17 protein-coding genes, 2 tRNA genes and 1 pseudogene are annotated in these 20,348 nt (G+C 60.9%); 5 read left to right on the forward strand and 15 right to left on the reverse strand.

Translation table 11 applies throughout. From position 1 onward, the window contains the following. The first annotated feature begins 162 nt into the window (after positions 1 to 162). Positions 163 to 750 carry a TIGR00730 family Rossman fold protein gene (locus ACNQPL_RS14080; protein WP_416467071.1) on the forward strand — a complete coding sequence of 196 codons (588 nt, stop codon included), beginning with the start codon at positions 163 to 165 and terminating at the stop codon, positions 748 to 750. A 118-nt stretch (positions 751 to 868) separates the two neighbouring features. Here ACNQPL_RS14080 and ACNQPL_RS14085 read toward each other — a convergent pair whose 3' ends face one another. The 8 genes from ACNQPL_RS14085 to rnr form a co-directional block, all read right to left on the reverse strand. Next, positions 869 to 3,172 carry a YgiQ family radical SAM protein gene (locus tag ACNQPL_RS14085; RefSeq protein WP_416467072.1) on the reverse strand — a complete coding sequence of 768 codons (2,304 nt, stop codon included), beginning with the start codon at positions 3,170 to 3,172 and terminating at the stop codon, positions 869 to 871. Between the two features lie 108 nt (positions 3,173 to 3,280). Further along, on the reverse strand, positions 3,281 to 4,678 hold the full coding sequence (dnaB, locus tag ACNQPL_RS14090; protein WP_346614794.1) for a replicative DNA helicase: 1,398 nt from the start codon (positions 4,676 to 4,678) through the stop codon (positions 3,281 to 3,283). A 113-nt stretch (positions 4,679 to 4,791) separates the two neighbouring features. After that, entirely contained in the window at positions 4,792 to 5,238 is a 447-nt protein-coding gene (gene rplI / locus ACNQPL_RS14095) for a 50S ribosomal protein L9 (RefSeq protein WP_012316464.1), read from the reverse strand. A 20-nt stretch (positions 5,239 to 5,258) separates the two neighbouring features. Next, positions 5,259 to 6,122, reverse strand: a complete 864-nt coding sequence (locus ACNQPL_RS14100) for a hypothetical protein (protein WP_346614795.1) — start codon at positions 6,120 to 6,122, stop codon at positions 5,259 to 5,261. Between the two features lie 33 nt (positions 6,123 to 6,155). After that, on the reverse strand, positions 6,156 to 6,386 hold the full coding sequence (gene rpsR / locus ACNQPL_RS14105) for a 30S ribosomal protein S18 (RefSeq protein WP_003249563.1): 231 nt from the start codon (positions 6,384 to 6,386) through the stop codon (positions 6,156 to 6,158). 28 nt (positions 6,387 to 6,414) lie between these two features. Beyond that, the gene (gene rpsF / locus ACNQPL_RS14110) at positions 6,415 to 6,840 is read right to left on the reverse strand and encodes a 30S ribosomal protein S6 (RefSeq protein WP_346614796.1); all 426 of its coding nucleotides are present in this window, start codon (positions 6,838 to 6,840) and stop codon (positions 6,415 to 6,417) included. Between the two features lie 300 nt (positions 6,841 to 7,140). Beyond that, entirely contained in the window at positions 7,141 to 7,887 is a 747-nt protein-coding gene (gene rlmB / locus ACNQPL_RS14115; RefSeq protein ID WP_012316466.1) for a 23S rRNA (guanosine(2251)-2'-O)-methyltransferase RlmB, read from the reverse strand. Then, a complete protein-coding gene (gene rnr, locus ACNQPL_RS14120; RefSeq protein ID WP_346614797.1) occupies positions 7,884 to 10,463 on the reverse strand; it encodes a ribonuclease R in 2,580 nt (859 codons plus the stop codon). Before rnr ends, rlmB begins: the two co-directional genes overlap by 4 nt. 271 nt (positions 10,464 to 10,734) lie before the next feature. On the opposite strand from rnr, the gene ACNQPL_RS14125 reads away from it, so the two are divergent. The 4 genes from ACNQPL_RS14125 to ACNQPL_RS14140 all read left to right on the forward strand — a co-directional run bounded on the left by ACNQPL_RS14125 (position 10,735) and on the right by ACNQPL_RS14140 (position 13,757). After that, positions 10,735 to 10,821 (forward strand) — tRNA-Leu (locus tag ACNQPL_RS14125). Positions 10,822 to 10,909: 88 nt separating this feature from the next. Further along, positions 10,910 to 10,996, forward strand: a tRNA-Leu gene (locus ACNQPL_RS14130). Positions 10,997 to 11,178: 182 nt separating this feature from the next. After that, positions 11,179 to 12,192 carry an extracellular solute-binding protein gene (locus ACNQPL_RS14135; protein ID WP_346614798.1) on the forward strand — a complete coding sequence of 338 codons (1,014 nt, stop codon included), beginning with the start codon at positions 11,179 to 11,181 and terminating at the stop codon, positions 12,190 to 12,192. After that, positions 12,192 to 13,757 carry an ABC transporter permease gene (locus ACNQPL_RS14140; RefSeq protein WP_416467073.1) on the forward strand — a complete coding sequence of 522 codons (1,566 nt, stop codon included), beginning with the start codon at positions 12,192 to 12,194 and terminating at the stop codon, positions 13,755 to 13,757. The genes ACNQPL_RS14135 and ACNQPL_RS14140 overlap by 1 nt, the downstream gene beginning before the upstream one ends. Positions 13,758 to 13,797: 40 nt before the next feature. On the opposite strand, the gene ACNQPL_RS14145 is transcribed toward ACNQPL_RS14140, so the two are convergent. From ACNQPL_RS14145 to ACNQPL_RS14175, 7 genes and pseudogenes are all read right to left on the reverse strand, one after another. Further along, entirely contained in the window at positions 13,798 to 14,172 is a 375-nt protein-coding gene (locus ACNQPL_RS14145) for a hypothetical protein (protein WP_346614800.1), read from the reverse strand. 386 nt (positions 14,173 to 14,558) lie between these two features. After that, positions 14,559 to 14,936, reverse strand: coding sequence for a hypothetical protein (locus ACNQPL_RS14150; protein ID WP_416467074.1), 378 nt, complete (start codon positions 14,934 to 14,936; stop codon positions 14,559 to 14,561). Continuing rightward, positions 14,933 to 15,907 (reverse strand): hypothetical protein, encoded by a 975-nt coding sequence (locus ACNQPL_RS14155; RefSeq protein WP_346614802.1) that lies wholly within the window; start codon positions 15,905 to 15,907, stop codon positions 14,933 to 14,935. The genes ACNQPL_RS14150 and ACNQPL_RS14155 overlap by 4 nt, the downstream gene beginning before the upstream one ends. Positions 15,908 to 15,916: 9 nt before the next feature. Beyond that, a complete protein-coding gene (locus ACNQPL_RS14160; protein ID WP_416467075.1) occupies positions 15,917 to 16,405 on the reverse strand; it encodes an Hcp family type VI secretion system effector in 489 nt (162 codons plus the stop codon). Positions 16,406 to 16,927: 522 nt separating this feature from the next. Beyond that, positions 16,928 to 17,812: a methyl-accepting chemotaxis protein gene (locus tag ACNQPL_RS14165; protein ID WP_416467090.1), complete on the reverse strand. Its 885-nt coding sequence runs from the start codon at positions 17,810 to 17,812 to the stop codon at positions 16,928 to 16,930. 21 nt (positions 17,813 to 17,833) lie between these two features. Further along, positions 17,834 to 18,526: pseudogene (locus tag ACNQPL_RS14170) on the reverse strand (methyl-accepting chemotaxis protein); the annotation flags it as partial. 523 nt (positions 18,527 to 19,049) lie between these two features. After that, complete coding sequence (locus tag ACNQPL_RS14175; RefSeq protein ID WP_346614805.1) at positions 19,050 to 20,342, reverse strand: adenylosuccinate synthase; 1,293 nt, start codon at positions 20,340 to 20,342, stop codon at positions 19,050 to 19,052. Positions 20,343 to 20,348 lie beyond the last annotated feature (6 nt).

Raw genomic sequence — 20,348 nt, forward strand, 5'->3', positions numbered from 1 at the left:
CAACCGCAATGTCCCTCTCAAGTTTCATGAACAGCCTGCTTGCCGCGTACGCCCACGGCGCCAGTGGCGCGATCTGCGAGTTCTCGCGCCCCGAGTGAAGCCGGCCTTGGAACCGGCAGGCATCGGCCTTACCCTGTGCACGCATGTGACTGGAGATGAGCAATGCCTGTACGTTCCGTTTGTGTGTTCTGCGGTGCCAGCATCGGCGCCAACCCCGCCTACCGAGAAGCGGCCATCGCCCTCGGCCAGGCCATCGCCCGCCGCGGCCTGACGCTGGTGTATGGCGGTGGCGCTGTCGGCCTGATGGGCACCGTTGCCGACGCGGCCATGGCGGCGGGTGGCGAAGTGATCGGGATCATCCCCCAAAGCCTGATGAACGCCGAAATCGGCCACCGTGGCCTGACCCGCCTGGAGGTCGTGGACGGCATGCACGCGCGCAAGGCACGCATGGCCGAGCTGAGCGACGCCTTCATCGCCCTGCCAGGGGGCCTGGGCACGCTGGAGGAGTTGTTCGAGGTGTGGACCTGGGGCCAGCTGGGGTATCACGCCAAGCCGCTGGGCTTACTGGATGTGAATGGCTTCTACGAGAAGCTGGGCGGGTTCCTCGACCATATCGTTGAAGAGGGCTTCGTGCGGCCGCAGCATCGGGCTATGTTGCTGCTTGAACAGCAGGCCGATGCGCTGCTGAACGGGATGGAGCGGTTCGAGGCGCCGGTGCTGCCCAAGTGGGTCGACAAGCAACCTGATTGAAGGCTGATATCCCGGGACCGCTTTGCGGTCCATCGCAGGCAAGCCAGCTCCTACAGGGCTTGCGCTGTGCCTGTGGGAGCTGGCTTGCCTGCGATGGGCCGCAAAGCGGCCCCCACTATCAGCGCGGGATGACCGGCTGACGCGGCTTCTTACCCTTGCCGCCGCCACCTTTGGCCGCTTCCTTGCGCTCTTTGGCCGCCTGCTGATTGCGGGCGAACGCTTCGGCCTTGGCCTTCTCGCGCTTGTCCCACGGCTGGCTGCCATCGCTGCCACGCGGTGGCAAGCCGGTGTGCTGGGTGAGGATCTTCTGCTCCTTGGCCACCTTGTGGCTACCGGCCGGCGTCGAGTTTTTGCGCCGGGCACTCTGGTAGCTGTCGGTCTGCGGCTGGTGCAGCGGGATCAGCTGGTGCTTGCCCGGGCCGATCAAGTCGGCACGCCCCATGCGCTCCAGCGCCTCACGCAGCATCGGCCAGCCCTTCGGGTCGTGGTAGCGCAGGAACGCCTTGTGCAGGCGGCGCTGCTCCTCGCTCTTGACGATTTCCACGCCTTCGCTCTTGTATGTCACCTTGCGCAGCGGGTTCTTGCCCGAGTGGTACATGGCGGTGGCCGACGCCATGGGCGACGGGTAGAACGCCTGCACCTGGTCGGCGCGGAAGCCGTTGCCCTTGAGCCACAGGGCCAGGTTCATCATGTCTTCGTCGGTGGTGCCCGGGTGCGCGGCGATGAAGTACGGAATCAGGTACTGCTCTTTGCCCGCCTCTTTCGAGAACTTCTCGAACATGCGCTTGAAGCGGTCATAGGTGCCGATGCCGGGCTTCATCATCTTGTCGAGCGGGCCACGCTCGGTGTGCTCGGGGGCAATCTTCAGGTAGCCGCCCACGTGGTGGGTGACCAGTTCCTTGACGTACTCCGGCGATTCCACGGCCAGGTCGTAACGCAGGCCCGAGGCAATCAGGATCTTCTTCACACCCGGCAAGGCACGTGCCTTGCGGTACAACTCGATCAGCGAGCTGTGGTCGGTGTTGAGGTTTTCGCAGATACCCGGGAACACGCACGACGGCTTGCGGCAGTGCTTCTCGATGTCGTGGCTCTTGCAGGCGATGCGGTACATGTTGGCGGTCGGGCCGCCAAGGTCGGAGACCACCCCGGTGAAGCCCGGCACCTTGTCACGCATCTCTTCGATTTCGTGCAGGATCGACTCGTGCGAGCGGTTCTGGATGATGCGGCCTTCGTGCTCGGTGATCGAGCAGAAGGTGCAGCCACCAAAGCAGCCACGCATGATGTTCACCGAGAAGCGGATCATTTCGTAGGCCGGGATGCGCTCCTTGCCGTAGGCCGGGTGCGGCACACGGGCGTACGGCATGCCGAACACGTAGTCCATTTCTTCGGTGGTCATGGGGATGGGTGGCGGGTTGAACCACACATCCACTTCGCCATGCTTCTGCACCAGGGCGCGGGCGTTGCCCGGGTTGGTCTCCAGGTGCAGCACGCGGTTGGCGTGGGCATAGAGTACCGGGTCGTTACGCACCTTTTCGAACGAAGGCAGGCGGATCACCGACTTTTCCCGGGTCACGCTCGGGCTGTCGAGAATCTGCACGACCTTGGCTTCGTTCGGGTCTTCCTGGTCGCCCTTGGCCTGCTCGATGGCGCAGGCCTGGGTGTCCTGGGTGTTGACGTACGGGTTGATGATCTTGTCGACGCGGCCTGGGCGGTCGATGCGGGTGGAGTCGATCTCGTACCAGCCCTCTGGCGTGTCACGGCGCACGAATGCCGTGCCGCGCACATCGGTGATGCGCTCGATGCTCTCGCCCTGGGACAGGCGCTGGGCCACCTCGACGATCGCCCGCTCGGCGTTGCCGTACAGCAGAATGTCGGCGCTGGCGTCGATCAGGATCGAGTGGCGGACCTTGTCCTGCCAGTAATCGTAGTGGGCGATGCGGCGCAGCGACGCTTCGATGCCGCCCAGCACGATCGGCACGTGCTTGTAGGCTTCCTTGCAGCGCTGGCTGTACACCAGGCTGGCGCGGTCCGGGCGTTTGCCGGCCAGGCCGCCAGGCGTGTAGGCGTCATCGGAGCGGATTTTCTTGTCCGCGGTGTAGCGGTTGATCATCGAGTCCATGTTGCCCGCGGCGACACCGAAGAACAGGTTCGGCTCGCCAAGCTTCATGAAGTCGTCTTTCGACTGCCAGTTCGGCTGGGCAATGATGCCCACACGGAAGCCCTGGGCTTCCAGCAGGCGGCCGATGATGGCCATGCCGAACGACGCGTGGTCGACGTAGGCGTCACCGGTCACGATGATGATGTCGCAGGAATCCCAGCCGAGCAGATCCATCTCCTCCCTGCTCATTGGCAGGAAAGGTGCTGGCCCGAAGCATTCGGCCCAGTACTTGGGATAGTCGTAGAGTGGTTTGGCTGCTTGCATGTCAGTGACCGGTTTTGGTGTTCAGGGAAATCGCGGGCGCGGAATATAGCACAAATTTTGACCAAATCCGACGACAGAGGTCGGATTCATGGATCAGGCCTGCCCGGATTATTCGTCGTCGTCGAAGTTGTACATACCCGGCGCGAGGTTCTCGAAGCGGGTGTACTTGCCAATGAACGCCAGGCGGATGAAGCCGATGGGGCCGTTACGCTGCTTGCCGATGATGATTTCGGCAATCCCCTTGTGCTCGGTCTCCGGGTGGTACACCTCATCCCGGTACACGAACATGATCACGTCGGCGTCCTGCTCGATTGCACCGGATTCACGCAAGTCGGAGTTCACCGGGCGCTTGTTCGGCCGCTGCTCGAGGGAGCGGTTGAGCTGCGACAGGGCGATGACCGGGCAGTTGAATTCCTTGGCCAGGGCCTTGAGCGAGCGGGAGATCTCGGAAATTTCGTTGGTACGGTTGTCACCGGCCGAACCTGGGATCTGCATCAGCTGCAGGTAGTCGACCATGATCATGCCGATCTCGCCGTGCTCACGCGCCAGGCGGCGGGTGCGCGCGCGCATCTCCGACGGGCTGATGCCAGCGGTATCGTCGATGAACAGCTTGCGGTCGTTGAGCAGGTTGACCGCCGAGGTCAGGCGCGGCCAGTCGTCATCGTCCAGTTGGCCGGAACGCACCTTGGTCTGGTCGATACGGCCCAGGGACGAAAGCATACGCATGATCAGCGACTCACCTGGCATCTCGAGGGAGAACACCAGCACGGCCTTGTCGGTCCGCAGCACGGCGTTTTCCACCAGGTTCATGGCGAAGGTGGTCTTGCCCATCGACGGACGACCAGCAACGATGATCAGGTCGGCCGCCTGCAGGCCGCTGGTCTTCTCGTCCAGGTCGGTGTAGCCGGTGGAGACGCCGGTGATATCGCTGTCGGAGTTGAACAGCGTGTCGATCCGGTCGATGGCCTTGGTCAACAGCTCGTTGACCCCCACCGGGCCACCGGTCTTCGGCCGCGCCTCGGCGATCTGGAAGATCTGCCGCTCGGCGTCGTCGAGGATTTCTTCGGCGTTGCGCCCCTGCGGGTTGAAAGCGTTGTCGGCGATGTCGGTACTGATGCTGATCAGCTGGCGCAACGTGGCCCGCTCGCGAATGATCGCGGCGTACGCCTTGATGTTGGCCACCGATGGCGTGTTCTTGGCCAGCTCGGCCAGGTACGCCAGGCCGCCGACCTGGGTCGACAGGCCTTCCTTGTCCAGTTGCTCGTGCAGGGTGACGACGTCGAACGGCTGGTTGGCGTCCGCCAGCTTGTGCACGGCACGGAAGATAAGGCGGTGGTCATGCCGATAGAAATCGCCATCCGAAACCTGATCCAGCACCCGCTCCCAGGCGTTGTTGTCCAGCATCAGGCCACCGAGCACGGCCTGTTCGGCCTCGATGGAATGCGGCGGCACCTTGAGGGCAGCGGTTTGCAGGTCTAGCTGGTCGGGATTGGTGATCTCGTTCATGGCCACGAAAGAATTCTGGAGGATGAAAAAGACAAAGGGCACGGCCTGTAAAGAACAGGACCGTGCCCGATGTTAACCGGCAAGCCCGCCAGGGGCCAGCCAGTCAGCGCAGCTTAGGCAGCTACGACGACCACACGTACGGTGGCTTCAACGTCGCTGTGCAGGTGCACGGCTACGTCGTATTCGCCAACCTGACGGATGGTGCCGTTCGGCAGACGAACTTCAGCTTTGGCCACTTCAACGCCGGAGGCGGTCAGGGCGTCAGCGATGTCGTGGGTGCCGATCGAACCGAACAGCTTGCCTTCGTCGCCAGCGGTGGCAGTGATGGTCACTTCCAGCTCGGCCAGTTGGGCAGCGCGGCTTTCAGCCGACGATTTACGGTCAGCTGCTGCTTTTTCCAGCTCGGCGCGACGCTCTTCGAACGCAGCCAGGTTGGCGGCGTTGGCAACGGTGGCCTTGCCGAATGGCAGCAGGAAGTTACGGCCGTAACCAGCCTTAACTTTTACTTTGTCGCCCAGGTTGCCCAGGTTAGCGACTTTTTCCAGCAGGATCAGTTCCATTTGGTAAAACCTCTTAACTTTTAACCTTCACCGTTCGCGGAATCATCCCCCTGAGGGGACTTGCGACCGCGAAAATCAATCAGGCTGTCGACAATGGCCAGAACCACGAGCAACGGATAAATCAGCTGCATGATCAGCGGCAACGTCACGTACATGCCAACCAGCCAGAAACCGGCCAGTCGCCCCTGCGCCACCAGCCCATGCATCAAGGCGATGCCGGCCAGGACGAGCACCAGGCTGGACGCGGAAGCCAGGACGATGAACTGCGGGCCGATGAACGGGCCCAACACCATCGCGGCAACCAGAGCCAGCATGACTGCCCGCGGCAACTTCAGCGCGCGAAATTCGCGACCGAAGCCTCCAGGGTTGTACAACGCTGCTTGCCAATAACGCGCCAGCATCAAAGCCAGCACGCTGAACAACTGCAGCATCACCGCTGTGGAAGCGACCAGCACAGGGCCGATCAGCTCACCGGGAATCACTGGCTTGCCTTCGACTTGCGGCAGCGCTTCGGAAAGCGCCTTGGCCAACACGGCGAAGGTTTCGCGCAGTACCGCGTCCAGGATGAGGCTGTAGACCAGCCCCAGCACAACACTGGACAACAACACCCGGCTCCAGGAATGCCCGGCACGCAACAAAGCGGCCAGCCCCAGTGTTCCCAACAGCACCAGCAAGGTACTTGGATCACCGAAGGCCCAGATGGCCACCGCCGGCACAAGGCCGAACGCGATGACCGTTGAAGCATCCTTGAACCCGCGCCGCAGCAGCACAAGGCTGCCGGCAGCGGCACTCAACCAGAACAGCAGCGGTAATACCGCACTCACGACCACCACCAGGGTGGCCTGCACACGACCGCGCATGATGAAATCAGCCAACGCTCGCATGCTTATCCCTTACTTCTTGTCGACGGCCCGGTCTCAGCGGCCGTGGCTGTCGGTGTAGGGCAGCAGGGCCAGGAAGCGGGCGCGCTTGATAGCGGTAGCCAGCTGACGCTGATAACGAGCTTTGGTACCGGTGATACGGCTTGGAACGATCTTGCCGGTTTCGGATACGTAAGCTTTCAGGGTGTTGAGATCTTTGAAGTCGATCTCTTTCACGTCTTCAGCAGTGAAGCGGCAGAATTTACGACGACGGAAGAAACGTGCCATGTAATAGGCTCCTCAAAAGGTCCGTGGATTACTCGTCAGCGTTATCGCTGGAGTCGCTGTCATTGCTGTCATCGCCGTCGGCGGAGTCAGAATGCTCAGGACGCTCACGACGCTCACGGCGCTCGCTGCGGTTCTCTTCTGCCTTGAGCATCTCGGACTGACCGGTTACGGCTTCGTCGCGACGGATGACCAGGTTACGGATCACGGCATCGTTGTAGCGGAAGTTGTCTTCCAGCTCGGCCAGGGCCTTGCCGGTGCACTCAACGTTCAGCATCACGTAGTGAGCCTTGTGAACATTGTTGATTGCGTAGGCCAGTTGACGACGGCCCCAGTCTTCCAGGCGGTGGATCTTGCCACCATCTTCTTCGATCAGCTTGGTGTAACGCTCAACCATGCCGCCGACTTGCTCGCTCTGGTCCGGGTGAACCAGAAAGATGATTTCGTAATGACGCATGAATGCTCCTTACGGGTTAGTAGTCTGCCAGGATGCTGGTCAGACAAGGAGTGAATGACACTGTATGTCTTGCCATGGAGGGGAGGCGCATGCGCACCTGCCAGCTCGGCAAGGGGCGCAATTGTAGAGAAGGCGGAACGCACAAGCAAGGTGATTGGCGATTATTTGAACAGCCGGAAACAGTTTATGCCTGTGCTGGCCTCTTCGCGGGGCGAGCCCGCTCCCACAGGTCTCCACGAAGGCTGCAGGGATCCTGTGGGAGCGGGCTTGCCCCGCGAAGAGGCCAGGACAGACGGCAGATCAGCGCTTGGCCTGGCGCTGGCGCACGGCCTCGAACAGGCAAACCCCGGTAGCCACCGAAACGTTCAGGCTGCTGACGCTACCCGACATCGGCAATTTCACCAGGAAGTCGCAGTGCTCGCGGGTCAGCCGGCGCATGCCCTTGCCTTCTGCACCCATGATCATCACCAGCGGCCCGGTCAGGTCCTGCTGGTAGATCTCTTGCTCGGCCTCGCCCGCCGTGCCGACTACCCACAGGCCGCGCTGCTGGAGTTTTTCCAGGGTGCGCGCAAGGTTGGTCACGGCCACCAGCGGGATCACTTCGGCAGCGCCGCAGGCCACCTTGCGCACCACCGGCGTCAGGGTCGCCGACTTGTCCTTGGGCACCACCACCGCCGTGGCACCGGCGGCATCGGCGGTGCGCAGGCAGGCGCCGAGGTTGTGCGGGTCGGTGACACCGTCCAGCACCAGGATCAGCGGTGGCGTCTCGGTGCGCTCGAGCAATTCCTCGAGCATCAATTCGCCCCATACCTGGCTCGGGCTGACTTCAGCGACCACGCCCTGGTGTACACCTTCGACCCAGGCGTCCAGCTCACGGCGCTCAGCCTGGCCTACCTGCACGCGGTTTTCCGCAGCCAGAGCAAGCAACGCCTGAATGCGCGGCTCGCTGCGCCCTTCCGACAGCCAGATCTGCTTGACCCGCTTCGGATGGTGCTGCAGCAGCGCCTGCACGGCGTGCACGCCGTAGATCTTTTCCAGCTGACTCATGACTTGTTCTTGCTCTTGCGTGGCGCGCCGGACTTCGGCGGGCCTTTACGGTGCTTGGTCGGCTTGCCGGAAGGCTTGCCACCTTTGTCCGACTTGCTGCTGGCGTGCCCACCACTGCGGGCATCAGTCATCAGCGCCTTCTTCATTTCGCGGCTCTTGCGCACTTCGGCGTTACGCTGCACGGCGTCTTTCGGGAAATACGCCTCGGCGGTTTCGCCCTTGCGGCTGCGCGGTTTCGGCGTGGCCTTGGCCTCTGTAACCGGCTGCTGCTCGGCCTTTTCGGCGGCAGGTGCGGCGCCACGGCCCTTACGGCCAATCGGGGCGGCGAGCTGCTGTTCGGACACCTCGAAGTCGATCTTGCGTTCGTCGAGGTCGACACGCATGACCTTGACTTCAATGGTGTCGCCCAGGCGGAAGCTGCGCCCGGTACGCTCACCCGACAGGCGGTGATGTACGGGGTCGAAGTGGTAATAGTCGCCCGGCAGCGCACTGACGTGCACCAGGCCTTCGACGTAGATATCGGTCAGCTCGACAAACAAACCGAAACCGGTGACGGCAGTGATCACGCCCGGGAAGGTCTCACCAACGCGGTCCTTCATGAACTCGCACTTGAGCCAGTTGACCACGTCACGCGTGGCTTCATCGGCACGGCGCTCGGTCATCGAGCACTGCTCGCCCAGCTGGTCGAGGGTGTTCACGTCGTACGGGTAGATACGCGCCTTGGGAATGCTCATGGCACCTGCACGCTTGACGTGCGGGGTATCCACCTTGGAGCGGATGATGCTGCGGATGGCGCGGTGCACCAGCAGGTCCGGGTAACGACGAATCGGCGAGGTGAAGTGCGTATACGCCTCGTAGTTCAAGCCGAAGTGGCCGTTGTTGTCGGTGCTGTACACCGCCTGACTCAGCGAGCGCAGCATCACGGTCTGGATCAGGTGGAAGTCCGGGCGCCCGGCAATGCTCGCGAGCAGCGCCTGGTAGTCCTTGGGCGAAGGGTCCTTGCCCTTGTGCAGGCTCAGGCCCAGTTCGCCGAGGAAGGCACGCAGTTTTTCCAGACGCTCCGGTGGCGGGCCATCGTGGACGCGGTACAGCGCCGGCACACCATGCTTTTGCAGGAACTCGGCGGTGGCGACGTTGGCCGCCAGCATGCATTCCTCGATCAGCTTGTGGGCATCGTTGCGAACGGTCGGGCGGATTTCCGCGATCTTGCGCTCGTCACCAAAGATGATGCGGGTTTCCTGGGTTTCGAAGTCGATGGCGCCACGGGCGTGACGGGCTTCGACCAGCACTTTGTAGAGGCTGTACAGGCTCTTCAGGTCTGGCAGGACTTCCTTGTACTCCTCGCGCAGCGCCTTGCCCTCACGGGTACGGGAGTGCTCGAGCATGCTGCTGACCTTGTTGTAGGTCAGGCGGGCATGGGAGTGGATGACACCTTCGTAGAACTGGTAATCGACCATCTGGCCGGCTTTGTTCATGGTCATTTCGCAGACCATGGCCAGGCGATCAACGTGCGGGTTCAGCGAGCACAGGCCGTTGGACAGCTCTTCGGGGAGCATCGGCACCACGCGCTCGGGGAAGTACACCGAGTTGCCACGCTGCTGAGCCTCGACGTCCAGGGCCGAGCCCAGGCGTACGTAACTGGACACGTCGGCGATGGCCACATAAAGGCGCCAGCCGCCGGAGAACATGCGCAGCTTGCCCAGCGGCTCGCAGTAGACCGCATCGTCGAAGTCGCGGGCATCCTCGCCGTCGATGGTGACGAACGGCAGGTGGCGCAGGTCGACGCGCTTTTCCTTGTCCTTCTCTTCGACTTCGGAGCGGAACTTGCGCGCTTCCTTGATCACATCCTGAGGCCAGACGTGCGGGATATCGTAGCTGCGCAGGGCAACATCGATTTCCATGCCCGGCGCCATATAGTTGCCGATCACTTCGACCACATCGCCTTGCGGCTGGAAGCGTGGGGTTGGCCAGTGAGTGATCTTGATCTCGACGAACTGGCCGATCTTGGCGCCGCCGTTGCGGCCCGCGGTCACCAGCACTTCCTGCTGGATCTTCGGGTTGTCCGGCGTCACGTAGCCGATGCCGCCTTCTTCGAAGTAGCGGCCGACGATGCTTTCGTGGGCGCGGGAGATGACTTCGACCAGCACGCCTTCACGACGGCCACGGCGGTCTGTGCCCGAGACCCGCGCCAAAGCGCGATCGCCATCGAACACCAGGCGCATCTGCGACGGGCTGAGGAACAGATCGTCGCTGCCATCGTCAGGGATAAGGAAGCCGAAACCATCGCGGTGGCCCGAGACACGGCCGCAGATCAGGTCGAGCTTGTCTACCGGGGCATAAGTGCCGCGCCGGGTATAGATAAGCTGGCCGTCACGCTCCATGGCCCGCAGGCGGCGACGCAGGGCTTCGATCTGGTCTTCTTCATAAAGACCGAACTCGGCCGCCAGTTCCTCGCGCGCGGCCGGTTCGCCACGGTCGGCAAGGCGTTGCAGGATCAGCTCACGGCTGGGGATAGGGTTGTCGTATTTTTCCGCTTCGCGAGCGGCCTCGGGATCGAGGGATTGCCAATCGGCCATCAGAAGGGGTTCACCTTGGGGTATATAGATATGAATTCTGGCATAGGCCTATTGAAACCGGAAATGTCGGGCTTGGACAGCCCCTGCAGCATGTCCGGGGAGCGGCAATAGGCGTGTGGAATCAACAAGTTGAATTTTTTGAAATTTTTTTTGATTGGGGGCTTTACAGCCCTCGGGAGCGTCCGTATAGTGCGCACCACAACGACGGACAACCCCGCAGTTGTAGTAGAGATGAACGGCGCTGTAAAGCATCTTGTAATCTCGAATGTGTGCCCAGGTGGCGGAATTGGTAGACGCGCTGGTTTCAGGTATCAGTGACCGCAAGGTCGTGGAAGTTCGAGTCTTCTCCTGGGCACCAAGTATTTTCAAGTAATAGATGACCAAGGATCTGTTACTACTGTGTGAAAGCGAACAATAGTCGCCTTCATCAGATGATGCAAAGCTTTGCCCAGGTGGCGGAATTGGTAGACGCGCTGGTTTCAGGTATCAGTGACCGCAAGGTCGTGGAAGTTCGAGTCTTCTCCTGGGCACCATACAAAAACCCACTAGCTTGCTAGTGGGTTTTTTCTTGCCTGCGTTTTTTGAAGCGCCCTCCCCGCATGGGCTACCGCTCGACAATGGTCTGACCATGAATTTCTCGTCACCCGGCCACTTGAGAAACGATTTCGTTTACCATTGTTTCCAAATATGTAGCCGTAAGCGAGGAAGTACCCGCATGACGATCCGTCCGCAACCGCTGATGCGCACCCTGGCCGCCGCTGTCCTGAGCCTGGTGATCGGCGCTCCGGCCGCCATGGCAGACGACCCGGTCAGCCTGACCATGTACAACGGTCAGCACAAGGAAATCGGCGAAGCCATCGCCAAGGCCTACGAGGCCAAGACCGGCATCCACATCAATATCCGCAAGGGCAGCAGCAATCAGCTGGCCAGCCAGATCATCGAGGAAGGCGACCGCTCGCCCGCCGATATCATCTACACCGAAGAATCGCCGCCGCTGAACAACCTGGGTGAGCTGGGCCTGCTGGCGAAGATCGACGACGCCACGCTGAACATGCTGCCCAAGGAATACGTTGCCGCCAACGGCACGTGGATGGGCGTCACCGCGCGCACCCGCGTGGTGGTGTTCAACCCGAAGAAGATCGACGAGAAAGACCTGCCGCAATCGGTCATGGATTTTGCCAACCCCGAGTGGGACGGCAAAGTCGGGTTTGTTCCGACCAGTGGTGCATTCCAGGAACAGGCCGTGGCCATCCTCAAGATGCACGGGCGTGATGCTGCCGAAGAGTGGCTGACCGGCCTGAAAGCCTTCGGCAAGACCTACACCAACAACATGGTCGCCCTGAAAGCGGTAGAAAAAGGCGAAGTCGCTGCGGTACTGGTGAACAACTACTACTGGTATGCCCTGGAGCGCGAGCGCGGCAAGCTGGATTCCAAGCTGTACTACCTGGCCGATGGTGATGCCGGTGGCCTAGTGACCATCTCCGGCGCCGCTGCGGTCAAGGCCAGCAAGCACCCGAAGGAAGCGCAGGCCCTGCTCAACTGGATGGCCAGCGAAGAAGGCCAGCGCGTGATCACCCAGACCACCGCCGAATACCCGCTGCATAAAGGCATGGTCTCCGACCGTGGCCTGAAGCCGTTCGATGAGCTGCGCCCACCGAAAATCTCGCCGGCCGACCTCGGTAATGCCGAGGAAGCGCTGGAGCTTGAACGCGAGGTCGGCTTGCTCTGATGACCGCCGCCCTGTCCCAGCCGGTGCCGGTACGCTTCGTACCGCGCCGCAAGCGCCCCTCCATCTGGGTAGTGCTGCCTGTGCTGTTCCTGGTGGCGATGAGCCTGTTGCCGCTGCTGTACGTCGCCATGAAAGCCTGGGAGGCCGGCTGGCGTGAAGCCTTGCACCTGCTTTGGCGCCCGTTCGTCTGGGGCTTGATGCGCAACACCCTGATGCTGATGGTCGGGGTGACGCTGGCATGCATGGTCGTTGGCCTGGCCCTGGCCTGGCTGCTGGAACGCAGCAACCTGCCGGGCCGCCGGCTGTGGGGCGTGGTGCTGTGCCTGCCCTTTGCCGTGCCCTCGTTCGTCAGCAGCTTCACCTGGGTGTCGCTGAGCTCGGACTTCGAAGGCCTGGGCGGCGCGATCCTGGTCATGGCGCTGTCCAAGTACCCGCTGATATTCCTGCCGGTGGCTGCCACCCTGCGCAACCTCGACACTTCGCTTGAAGAGTCGGCGCGTACGCTGGGCTGCAGCCGCTGGGGCGTATTCACCAAGGTCACCCTGCCGCTGCTGTGGCCGTCGATGCTCGGCGGCGCATTGCTGATCGCCCTGCACATGCTGGTGGAGTTCGGCGCCCTGTCGATCCTCGGCCTGCAGACCTTTACCACGGCCATCTACCAGCAGTTCGAGCTGGAGTTCAGCAACGCCAATGCCGCCATGCTGTCGGCAGTATTGCTGGCACTGTGCCTGGCGATGCTCTGGCTGGAGCTGAAGGTGCGCGGCAAGGCTCGCCATGTGCGCATTGGCCAAGGCGTGGCACGCCGCGCGCAACCGGTACGCCTGCGTGGCTGGATGCCCCTGGCGCAGCTGTTCTGCCTGGGCCTGGCGATACTGGGCAGCGGCATTCCGCTGGCGATGCTCGGTTATTGGCTGAGTGTCGGCTCCTCGGCGGCATTCCCGGTGGCAGCAATCAGCAAGGCGCTGCTCACCTCGCTGTCGGTATCGCTGGGTGGCGCAGGCTTCTGCGTGCTGCTGGCGTTGCCAGTGAGCTTCCTGGTGGTGCGCTACAAAGGCCGCCTGGCGATCTGGGCCGAGCGCCTGCCATATCTGCTGCATGCCCTGCCTGGCCTTGTGATCGCACTGACCCTGGTGGTGTTCGCGCTGCACTATGTGCCGGCGCTGTACCAGACCACTGCGCTGCTGCTGCTGGCCTATGCGCTGTTGTTCCTGCCACTGGCCCAGGCGCCGGTGCGTACCGCGCTGAACAAGGCCTCGCCGACACTGGAAGAAGCCGCTCGGACATTGGGTGCCAGCAGTTTCACGGCGTTCTGCCGCGTGACCCTGCCGATCATCTTCCCGGCGCTGGCCGCTGCGTTTGCGCTGGTGTTCCTTGATGCCATGAAGGAACTGACCGCTACCCTGCTGCTCAGCCCGACCGGCATGACCACCCTGGCCACCGAGGTTTGGGCGCACACCGCCAACGTCGAGTTTGCGGCGGCGGCGCCTTATGCGGCGTTGTTGATTGTGGTTTCCGGGTTGCCGGTGTACTTGCTGACCACGCGGATGTATTTGAACAAAGCCTGAGAGCTCCTCTAGGCCGCTAAGCGGCCTGGAGGAGCATTGGCTAACGCCAGAATACAATCCAAATGCAGAACAATGTGAGCATTACAAACAGCAAGACATGCGCAACCCATAAACGCACTAACAATTTCTTAAGGTCGTCAGGTGCCTTACGGATATCTTCACAATCCAGCATACCCTTACGAACGCTTAGCCCCTTCATAGCCAACATGGCGGAAACAGATCCAACCCGCATAACTTTTCCTACCATGCCGGCATGCACATATACTTCTCTATTACTTACGACCATCCGACTTTTTGAAAAAACCGACTCAATGTGATCAAGGTAACGGCACGCAACGAGTATCCACGCCGCGAACATAAAAAAAGGCGCAGCAAACAAAGACACACCGAGCACTGCCACTTGCAAGTTGGTCATCGAACTACCTCATATAAAACCTCTCCAAGTTCTACACCCGCCATTCCCCCCAACTCTCCACCAGCAATCCCGCCCACAGCCCCCCCTATGACAGCACAGGCGATGGTCGCAGCGCCTCCGCGATCCGCTAATTCATCACTGCTCACAACGAGTATTCGGCCAAGCGGTTCAAAAGAATAAGACGGCAGAGGCCATCATCAGCTTGGAACATATGGCAAAGGTGAGCGTGATGAAAAAAGTTGACAAATTAAGCGACGAGCACAATAGCAACACAACCCATACGAACTAATAATATTCGCAGCACATTAGCGCTGCAACTACCGCACTCTCACCAAATAGGCGATCAGTATACTGACCACTGCACAGACTCGCATACCAAGCAGATATCAATTGCCGACCAATCTCAACCACCCCCACAGACCAATAAGTGACAAAAAAACAGCAGCTTGAAAAAACCACAACCCAACAAGTATACGCCGGAATCTTTCAGGGAAATCTTTCACATCCTCAGCATCCAGCACACCCTTACGCACACATAGTGCGCGCATTGATAACAAGAGAGATGCCGAACCGGTACGCATTATTTTACCCAGCAAGCCCGCATGACCAAAAATTTTTTTGTTACCCGAAATCATTGAGCTATTAGAAAGCAAGGACTCTATGTAATTCACATAGCGAACCGAAACATAGATCCATATAAATATTACTATAAGCATGGCCGCCACCAAAGGAAGACCTAACCATCTGAGGTCGAAGTCATTCATTGAATTACCTCATATAACAACTCACCTAACATCTCACCTATATCTCCCACGACCGAACCGCCTGCAGCCCCACCAATAGCACCTCCGATCACGGTGCACGCCAAGGCTCCAGGGCCGCCTGTAGTTACCCCGAGGAACATTACACATCCAGCCCCACCTAAAGACCCACCAATTGACCCTCCAACGAACGATCCGCCGGTACTACCAAGCAGAGAGCCACCCTCCACATACTTGGCCCTTCTGCAGTCTTCGGGACGCCCAAATGTACAGGCATGACGGATACTCAAACCCGTTGAGGCTACGTCAAGCCCCAAGCCAATGTAAGTACCCGACTTTATCAAATTTGCCGCTTTCGAAACCCCAGCAACTTTCTCCGCATACCCAGCAATTTCACCTGTATGAAGGTAGCTCTTGGTAGAAATCTCCAGAGTTCTTTTCATCGAGCCTTTATTGCGCAACCCTGAACCGTAAGCAGCCATCTTGTTCAGTTGCGCCTCCAATCTTACGAACAATGCCATCCTCTTGGCATAAAATTCATCGCGTGCTTTTATAGTTCCATTTTTGAGATATTCCCTATGCAATATCTCGATTTCTTCCAACGTCTTCTTGATCGCTTCAAGGTGCCTGTGCCATCCATCGCTCACAATTCCTACCCCCATCGACGCATGGGCGAGCAAGCTTTTCAGCATCTCGTAGTTATCCAGAAAAAAGTCATCTACCCCTGCGCGATTGATTTCAAGCTGCTGATGTATCCCCGCGGCACTCGCCATTAGATATGCTTCATGGCTCGTACATGAAGGAGTACTCGGATCGCCTACAATCACCAGTTCCCCACCAACAACTACACCATTGGCGATATGTGCATTCAGCACATCAAACTTAGCCCGCTGATTGGCGGACATCGGGGTGTCGGCCCTCAGCGATTCATACGACTGCGCTTGTGGGTTAATAAAGCTACTCGCCTCAGACATGGTCGCACCTCACGCATACTTCTTGTTGTTGATGCGGTCCCAACCGCCCGTGACGTTGCCGCCGGCACTGCCGTCGAGGCGTTTCTGCCGTGTGTAGGTAGTCTTAATGCGTCCGTAGTTCAGCTGCACCACTTCCACTGGTACCCCAGTGCTGGCACTCTGGGCATAGTCGGCGATGATCACTTCCTCTAGAACGATCTCGTAGTACTTGAGCTTGTCACCACCAGCACGACACAGCACCAGCTTCACTTCCTTCAGGTGCTGCCCGGCACAGCTAGCTTCAAGCAACTTGCAGCTGGCGCTGTCCAGGTATTTGGTGAAGGTAAAGTTGGTGAGTGTGGTGCGGCCTGAAGAAGCGCCGCCGGCAGAGCTGGCGGTAGCGGAGGTACTTTGGTTGGCACCGAATTTGTAGCCGAGGATCTCGATCCAGTTGGTGAATTGCTCGTCCAGTGCTTCGCCAGCGATGTCAGCGATCTGGATATAGGCGTCGAAAGCCATGTTTACCTGCTCCTTGGTAAAAATTGGGCTGATCGGGACGATGTTCGGACATCGCCTTTTTTTGGTTGTTCCTGGAGGTAAGCGGGAGAACTCGCTGTAGCGCTCAGGATCCGACTCACCCTAGTTCCATGGGATCGTCGGCGCAATGGTAGCGGGTCAAAATGGGTTGGATTCGGAAATTGCCTACAAGCATGGTGATGAAGTCGTATTGAGCGAGTATGAAAATGTTTTGGCAGGTGCTGGCCGCTTCGCGGTGCCTCGGGGTCAGGGGGCTGGTTGGCAGGCTGGCTGCGCAGCATCCTCGCACAATCAGGCCGCGGCCCAATGGTCGTGGATGGCACGGGCTTTCGCCCGTGTTCGCGGGGCAAGCCCGCTCCCACAGGGATCGCGCTAGCGCTTGGGTTTGGGCAAGACCGTTGCTTGCAGAGGCTCGGGGACCGCTTGCGGCCCAGTTCTCTGCCGACAGCGCATTCCAATGGGCTGGGCGATCTCCCAAAGGGATCACCCCAGCACCTTGATGTATCACGCCCTGAACTGGCCAAGGCTGGCGCGTAGCTGCGAGGCCAGGTCGTCGAGCACCTTGCTGCTGGCGGTGGTCTGCATGACCACCTCTGCCGAACGCTCCGCCTGGGCGTGAATATTCTCAACCCGGCCGCGCACAGCCTGCGCCCCATGCGCCTGCTGCTCAGCCGCCCGGGTAGCCAGGCCGATGGCAGCATGCACCTGCTCCACCGCCGCCTGCACCGACTGTTGGCGGCGCTCGTTGTCGCGCAGCACCGACAGGCCTTCGCTGGCCTTGAGGCCAGCCTGGCCAATGGTTGCCACCGCTTCCTTGGCGCCCTTCTGCAAGGCCGCAATATGCGCCTGGATATCACCGGTCGAGCTTTGCGTCTTGCTCGCCAGCGCCCGCACCTCATCAGCCACTACGGCAAAACCGCGCCCGGTTTCGCCGGCACGTGCTGCCTCGATGGCCGCGTTGAGCGCCAGCAGGTTGGTCTGCTCGGCGATGCCGTGGATGACGGTCAATACCACCTCAATCTGCTCGCTCTGCCGGGCCAGGCGCTCGATGACCTGGGCGCCGGTCTCGACCTGACCCGCGAGGTTCTCGATCATGCCAGCCAGTTGCGTCGAAGCGCGGCTGTTCTCATCGGTGGCCTGACGGATGTCTACCACCTGCTGCAGCGCCGCCTGCATGGCGTGGCTCTCGGCCTGGGCTTCATCCGCCATGCTCGACAGGTCGCGCAGGCTGGCGGCCACTTCGTCGCGCTGCAGCGCGGCGGCTGCATCGGCCCCGGCATTGCGCTGCGCCATGGCACCAATCTCGACGCCGGTGCGCTGCGCCACTTCGCCTGCCTCGCGAACAATCGGCTGCAACTTTTCCACGAAGCGGTTGACCGCCGATGCCATGTCGCCAATCTCGTCGCGGCTGTCGAGGTTGACGCGCTTGGTCAGGTCGCCTTCGCCGGCCGCCAGGTCATCCAGCGCAGCGATCAACAAGCGCAACTTGCTGAGCACGCGCCGGCCCAGCACCAAGGCAACCACCAACAATACGCCCAAGCCAACGACCACGAGGCCCAGGCCGATGCGCCAGCGCAGCTCGGCAGCAGACTCGCGCACGGTTTGCGCGGTGTTGGCTTGCATGGCAGTGGCACTGCCTTGAGCAGTTTCCAACCGCTCGCGCAGGGCCTTGCCGCTGTCTGCAGCTGCCGCAGCAAGGCTATCGCCCACCAGCTGTTCGCCGCTGGTGATCAAGGCGCTGAAGCGCTGATCCAGTGCTTTGAGCGCTTGATCGACACCGGCGGTAGAAACCCCCATCAAGACCTTGCCGATCTCGGCGCCATTGGGGCTGATCGAGGCTTCGACGAAGTACACCGACGGGTCGCGGCGGGCGGCTTCCAATACCTTGTCCAGGGCCCTTTCGCCTTGGCCTTTTTCCATCAGGGCCTGGTTGATCGGGTTTTGCCGGTTCAGGTAACGGGTCAGGTGCTGCCCCTGCGCGTCGTCGTAGATCACGAACAGCACATTCGGATTGCGCTGAGCACGGCGGGCGAAGTCGGACAGGGTCGGCACGTCGTTGTCCCAGATTGCACGGGGCGCGACCGACGCCAGCAGTTCGGCCATATCGTTGGCCGAGTCTTTGAGGTTCTTTTCCAACGTGGTACGCAGCTGTTGCTGTTCGCTTTGCAGGCGCTCGGAGAGGCCCGCACTGAGGCGCTGCCGGGTGCTGCTGGAGAGGCTGTCGAGACCCGAACGCACATCCTGCCCCGCCTGCTCAAGCTCGCTGGCAAGTTTGCGGCTGTCAGCGCCCAGGCGCTCGCCCAGGTCGGCCTCAAGGGCGGTGACGGTGCTTCGGGTCAGCGCAACGGCGACCAGCACCTGCACCAAAAGGGCGATACCAAGGGCAACAAACACAGGCCGCAACAGGCGGCTTCGTAACAGTGAGAGGATGGCAGACACGGTGAAACCCTCGTGCTTTCTGGCGCCACTATTTTGATGGCATCTACAGAAACTTCTTACAGCAAGGGTTATGCCGAAAACAGCAGGTATAAACGCCAAGGTAGAGCAGCGCGTATAGCCGGGCGGACAAACAAAAACGCCGCAGCCCCTTGCAGGGCCGCGGCGTCAGATCAGCCTGGAGGGCAGATCAGGCGAACGGATGACGCAGCACGATGGTCTCGTTGCGGTCCGGGCCGGTGGAGATGATGTCGATCGGCGCGCCGGTCAGCTCCTCGATACGCTTGATGTAAGCGCGGGCAGCTTCAGGCAGCTCTTCCAGGGTCTTGGCACCCAGGGTCGACTCGCTCCAGCCTGGCATCTCTTCGTACACCGGCTCCAGGCCGATGTAGCTGTCGGCATCGGACGGTGCGTCGATGACGGCGCCGTTCTCGTTCTTGTAGCCAACGCAGATGTTGATGGTTTCCAGGCCGTCCAGTACGTCCAGCTTGGTCAGGCAGATGCCCGAGATGCTGTTGACGTCGATGGCGCGACGCAGGATGACGGCATCGAACCAGCCGCAGCGACGGGCACGGCCGGTGGTCGAACCGAATTCGTGGCCACGCTTGGCCAGGCCAGCGCCGGTCTCGTCGAACAGCTCGGTCGGGAACGGGCCGGAACCCACGCGAGTGGTGTAGGCCTTGGTGATGCCGAGGATGTAGTCCAGGTACATCGGGCCAACGCCTGAACCGGTGGAGATACCGCCAGCGGTGGTGTTGGAGCTGGTGACGTACGGGTAGGTACCGTGGTCGATGTCCAGCAGCGAGCCCTGGGCGCCTTCGAACATGATGTCTTTGCCAGCGCGGCGCAGGTTGTGCAGCTCGGCGGTGACGTCGAGCATCATCGGTTTCAGCAGCTCGGCGTATTCCATGCACTCATCGAGCGTCTGCTGGAAATCGATGGCCGGCTCTTTGTAGTAATTGACCAGCTGGAAGTTGTGGTAGTCCAGCAGCTCACCGAGCTTGGCGGCGAAACGCTCACGGTGGAACAGGTCACCGATACGCAGGCCACGGCGGGCGACTTTATCTTCGTACGCTGGGCCGATACCACGGCCGGTGGTGCCGATCTTGGCTTCGCCACGGGCTTTCTCGCGGGCCTGGTCGAGGGCCACGTGGTACGACAGGATCAGCGGAGCAGCCGGGCTGATGCGCAGGCGCTCGCGCACCGGTACGCCCTTCTCTTCCAGCTTGGTGATTTCACGCATCAGAGCATCTGGAGCAACGACCACGCCGTTGCCGATCAGGCACTGAACGCCTTCACGCAGGATGCCGGACGGAATCAGGTGCAGAACGGTTTTTTCACCGTTGATCACCAGGGTGTGGCCCGCGTTGTGGCCACCCTGATAGCGCACTACGGCGGCAGCATGTTCGGTCAGCAGATCGACGATCTTGCCTTTGCCCTCATCACCCCACTGGGTGCCCAGGACGACGACATTCTTACCCATTACATT

The organism is Pseudomonas sp. LFS044 (genome assembly GCF_047978245.1).
GTDB lineage: Bacteria > Pseudomonadota > Gammaproteobacteria > Pseudomonadales > Pseudomonadaceae > Aquipseudomonas.

Coding starts and splice junctions, on each gene's coding strand:
- ACNQPL_RS14135 (WP_346614798.1), top strand. CDS start 11,179: ATGACGATCCGTCCGCAACCGCTGATGCGCACCCTGGCCGCCGCTGTC.
- ACNQPL_RS14165 (WP_416467090.1), bottom strand. CDS start 17,812: ATGGCATCGGCGGTCAACCGCTTCGTGGAAAAGTTGCAGCCGATTGTT.
- ACNQPL_RS14150 (WP_416467074.1), bottom strand. CDS start 14,936: ATGAATGACTTCGACCTCAGATGGTTAGGTCTTCCTTTGGTGGCGGCC.
- rplI (WP_012316464.1), bottom strand. CDS start 5,238: ATGGAACTGATCCTGCTGGAAAAAGTCGCTAACCTGGGCAACCTGGGC.
- ACNQPL_RS14080 (WP_416467071.1), top strand. CDS start 163: ATGCCTGTACGTTCCGTTTGTGTGTTCTGCGGTGCCAGCATCGGCGCC.
- rlmB (WP_012316466.1), bottom strand. CDS start 7,887: ATGAGTCAGCTGGAAAAGATCTACGGCGTGCACGCCGTGCAGGCGCTG.
- rpsR (WP_003249563.1), bottom strand. CDS start 6,386: ATGGCACGTTTCTTCCGTCGTCGTAAATTCTGCCGCTTCACTGCTGAA.
- ACNQPL_RS14140 (WP_416467073.1), top strand. CDS start 12,192: ATGACCGCCGCCCTGTCCCAGCCGGTGCCGGTACGCTTCGTACCGCGC.
- ACNQPL_RS14175 (WP_346614805.1), bottom strand. CDS start 20,342: ATGGGTAAGAATGTCGTCGTCCTGGGCACCCAGTGGGGTGATGAGGGC.
- ACNQPL_RS14100 (WP_346614795.1), bottom strand. CDS start 6,122: ATGCGAGCGTTGGCTGATTTCATCATGCGCGGTCGTGTGCAGGCCACC.
- ACNQPL_RS14145 (WP_346614800.1), bottom strand. CDS start 14,172: ATGACCAACTTGCAAGTGGCAGTGCTCGGTGTGTCTTTGTTTGCTGCG.
- rnr (WP_346614797.1), bottom strand. CDS start 10,463: ATGGCCGATTGGCAATCCCTCGATCCCGAGGCCGCTCGCGAAGCGGAA.
- ACNQPL_RS14160 (WP_416467075.1), bottom strand. CDS start 16,405: ATGGCTTTCGACGCCTATATCCAGATCGCTGACATCGCTGGCGAAGCA.
- rpsF (WP_346614796.1), bottom strand. CDS start 6,840: ATGCGTCATTACGAAATCATCTTTCTGGTTCACCCGGACCAGAGCGAG.
- ACNQPL_RS14085 (WP_416467072.1), bottom strand. CDS start 3,172: ATGCAAGCAGCCAAACCACTCTACGACTATCCCAAGTACTGGGCCGAA.
- ACNQPL_RS14155 (WP_346614802.1), bottom strand. CDS start 15,907: ATGTCTGAGGCGAGTAGCTTTATTAACCCACAAGCGCAGTCGTATGAA.
- dnaB (WP_346614794.1), bottom strand. CDS start 4,678: ATGAACGAGATCACCAATCCCGACCAGCTAGACCTGCAAACCGCTGCC.